Below are 4,035 nucleotides of genomic sequence, written 5' to 3'. Positions count from 1 at the left end.
GCAAACGCTCAATCAGCTCCTGGTGGAACTCGACGGCTTCGACTCGCGTTCGGGGCTCGTCATTCTGGCAGCCACCAACCGGCCTGAAATTCTCGACCCCGCGCTGCTGCGGGCCGGTCGGTTCGACCGCCAGGTACTGGTGGACCGGCCCGACAAGAAGGGCCGCGTGCAGATCCTGCAGGTTCACATGAAGAAGGTGAAAATTGCAGCCGATGTCGACGCCGACAAGGTGGCTGCACTGACGCCGGGTTTTACCGGCGCCGACCTCGCCAATCTTGTCAACGAAGCGGCGCTGCTGGCGACGAGGCGAGGCGCAGATGCCACATCGATGGCGGACTTCGGCAACGCCGTCGAACGAATCGTCGCGGGTCTGGAAAAGAGAAATCGGCTGCTCAACCCCAAGGAGCGGGAGATCGTCGCCTATCACGAGATGGGCCATGCGCTGGTGGCGCTTGCGCTGCCAGGGGTCGACCCGGTTCACAAGGTGTCGATCATCCCGCGCGGCATCGGCGCGCTCGGCTATACGATTCAGCGTCCGACAGAGGACCGATTCTTGATGACGCGCGAGGAACTGGAGAACAAGATGGCCGTGTCGCTCGGTGGTCGCGCCGCCGAGCTGATTGTATTCGGTCATCTTTCGACAGGTGCTGCAGACGACCTGCGACGTGTCACCGACATCGCTCGCAGCATGGTTACACGCTACGGAATGTCCGACAAACTCGGCAACGTCGCCTATGATCGTGATCCGCACACACTCCTGACCGGCTCCGATCTTCCATCGCCTCCGCATGAACGGGATTATGCTGAGAAAACGGCAGCGACCGTTGATGAAGAGGTACGGGCCATTGTGGAGAAAGCATTCCAGCGCGCCCTCGATCTCCTCAAGGAACGGCGCGGGGTTCTCGATCGCACGGCCCAACGTCTCCTTGAAAAGGAAACGCTGGAGGAAGCAGAGCTAACTCAACTGGTCAATCATCCGGAGCCTCGATCGCCACAAGCCGCTGCAGAATAGAGCGGAGCAATCGCGGACATATGGCGTCTGGTTCTTCATGCGCAGCTTCCCCGTGAATGGCGACCCCAAGCCGGCGGAGCTTTCGAGGTCGCCCGAAAGGCCGCCTCCAGAGCTGGGCAATCGCAGGGAGCCCCTAGACGCAACGTAATGACTCGATTGTGATCAATGAGTCGCGACGTGCCCACTGATGGACGGGACCGACTGAGCGGGAAAAGCCAAGTACGATCAGCACTTAAGTATGGTCACGAACGGCCATGTCGTACCGAATGCAGTACCGACCGTCTTCAAGTAGCGCGTTGGCGAACAATCTCGCGTTGCCGCTTGTGTTTGGCGTCTGCCTCGTATCGCAGCCTACTATGCCGATCTACGCGACTGCGCTGTTCGAACGAATGCGCAGATCTATGCAGGACTGAGTAGTCTTAGGAAGGTCCAGCGCAACTCAAGAGGAAGCACGGACCGCTGTCGTAGTTTGCATTAGGCTACTTCACGTCAAGGCGGGAGCGATCGTAGGACATTGAGTTAGTCCCGATCCCTGCCGCAGACTTGCATGACTAAGACTATCACCAATCGTACTACCCATCGAATGGCCGCTCATGGCGCAAAGCGGCCGCACGTAGCTGACATGTCCGTTCATGGGGGCAAAGCAGACCTCACGGTTATGAGCGCCGACTTCCGAAATTGACCCAACAGCGACATTCAGAGCCGCCCGGGTGGTGGTGGCCGTTTAGTTTCATCGTCAACCGAATAATACGCCCAGCAATTGCTGGAAGCGCGCGGTGATAAAGCCGTCGTCGTAGCTGCCAAAAAAAGCTTGCTCTTTCGAAGAAAAAGGAAATAACGAAGAGGCCAAGACTTGGTGGCAAATCGAAGCGGCACTCACGCTGATGCGTGGGCCGCACGAAGGCTGAAGTGGCGGCCGACGCGGTCTCGAACCCCGTCAGCTCGATGTCGGAGACGTCGCGACTTCATCAAAGTGATTGGTAACGCGGCGTGATCAATTTCGCCACCAACCAAGAGTTACTTCTGAGGGGCGCGCTTTTGATGGCTGCCTGCTACGGGGCAGGGGCGCTCTCGTCCCTGCTAGCGTGGTGGTCGGGTAGACTCGCGCTTGGCGTGGGTCACTTGGCCGCGCTTGCGGGAGCTGTGGTAGGCCTCGGCGTTTCGCTCGGCGTTCTCCTCGGCGACCCGGGCCGCACGTTGACCCAGCGGCTCCCGGTCGTCTTCCCGGTCGCTCGGCTTTCGATCTCGGTGGACGGGCTCTCGGCCTACTTCCTGCTCGTCATCTCCCTCGTAGCCGTCGCGGCGTCGATCTACGGTCCGGCCTACCTTCGGGCGCACTCGCCCGACGCGGGACCGGCGCGGCAGGCAGCGCAGGTGGTCGCGCTGAATGTGTTTCTGGGCTGCATGGCGTTCGTCTGCTGCGCGGGCGACGCGCTAAGCTTTCTGCTCTGCTGGGAAGGCATGACGCTCGCCAGCTACGTCCTTGTCGTCTCCGATGACCGGGATGGCGAGAACGCTCGGGCAGGGCTTCTCTACATGGTGATGGCCCACGGAGGAACGGCCCTGCTTCTCGTCGCATTCCTTGCCCTCACCGAGCGGGCCGGGGCATTCGTCTTTAGGGCCGTACGCATGGCGGCAGGCGGACTCGATAGCGCGACACGAACGACGCTATTCTTCTTGGCACTCGGTGGCTTCGCCACCAAGGCCGGCGTCGTTCCTCTCCACGTCTGGCTCCCTCGCGCGCACCCTGCGGCCCCGAGCCACGTCTCGGCGCTGATGTCGGGCGTCATGCTCAAGGTCGCGATCTACGGGATACTGCGCTTCGCCTTCGACCTCCTCGCCCCGGCCGCCGAGCCACTGCCATCCTCCTGGGGATGGACGGTGCTCGTCGTGGGCACAACCTCGGCCGTGCTCGGCGTGCTCTACGCGCTACAGCAGCATGACCTCAAGCGCCTGCTCGCGTTCCACAGCGTGGAGAACATTGGGATCATTCTTATCGGAGTGGGGCTGGCGATGATTCTATGGCGTCGGGAGATCGCGGGTGGCGCCCTCGCGACGATCGCGCTCACCGCCGCACTCCTTCACACCGTCAACCACGCGGCATTCAAAGGCCTCCTCTTCCTCGGCGCGGGCAGCGTCCTCTGCCGCACGCACGTCCGCAACATGGAGGAACTTGGCGGACTCGCCCGGCGCATGCCCTGGACGGCTGGACTGTTCCTGCTTGGAGCCGTCGCGATCTCGGCCCTCCCCCCGCTCAATGGGTTCGTCAGTGAATGGCTAACCTTCCAGGCCCTCCTCGGCGGCGCGAGCCACTTCCGCGGCCCCGCCGGGCTCGGCATCGTCTTCTCCGCGGCGATGCTGGCGCTCACGGGAGGCCTCGCCGCTGCCTGCTTCGCGAAGGCGTTTGGCGTCACGTTCCTCGGCCGCCCGCGAACGCCCCATGCCGAGCACGCCACCGAAGCACCGCCGTCGATGATCGTCGGCATGGTTTGGCTCGGGGCGGTGTGCGTGGCCCTCGGTGTCGCGCCAGGGTACGCAATGCGCCTGCTCGACGCGCCAACGGCCGAGCTGCTCCACGGCCCCGGGGCGAGCGCCGTCGTAACGGCCCGGGGACCGCTTGTGCTGTCGGCGGCACTAACGCCGTCGGGGACGAACGCCACGGCCATTTCGATGACGGTGGTGGCCGCACTCCTCATCGCGCTTACCGCGATGGCGTGGGTCTTGCGCCGCGGATTGCGGCGTGCCCCGCAGCGCGGCGCGCCGACGTGGACGTGCGGAATGAGCCCCACGGCACGGTTCGACTACACGGCCACCGCGTTTGCCAAGCCGCTCCGGCTCATCTTCGCGACGCTCTACCACCTCCGCCGCGAGGTGATCCGGGAGACCGCCGGAACGCCGTACGTCGTCCGACGCATTCACTATACCGGAGAGGTCATGGATCTCGCGGAGACGCAAATTTACCACCGCGTCGAGCGGGGTATCTCGGGGCTCTCGCAGGCCATTCGCGCCCGCAGCACCGGCCG

The 4,035-nt window shown here is 63.5% G+C and carries 2 protein-coding genes; both read left to right on the top strand.

The features are described 5' to 3' along the window. On the top strand, window positions 1–1,012 hold a 1,012-nt coding region (locus P4L93_03805), incomplete at its 5' end, for an AAA family ATPase (GenBank protein ID MDR3686069.1). Between the two features lie 1,041 nt (window positions 1,013–2,053). Continuing rightward, window positions 2,054–4,035 (top strand): proton-conducting transporter membrane subunit (locus tag P4L93_03800; protein ID MDR3686068.1); only part of this gene is annotated, 1,982 nt, incomplete at its 3' end.

It is taken from the genome of Coriobacteriia bacterium (assembly GCA_031292615.1).
GTDB lineage: Bacteria > Actinomycetota > Coriobacteriia > Anaerosomatales > JAAXUF01 > JARLGT01.
The sequence above is the reverse complement of the archived record's forward strand: the minus strand, read 5'-3'. Positions and strand labels throughout refer to the sequence as shown.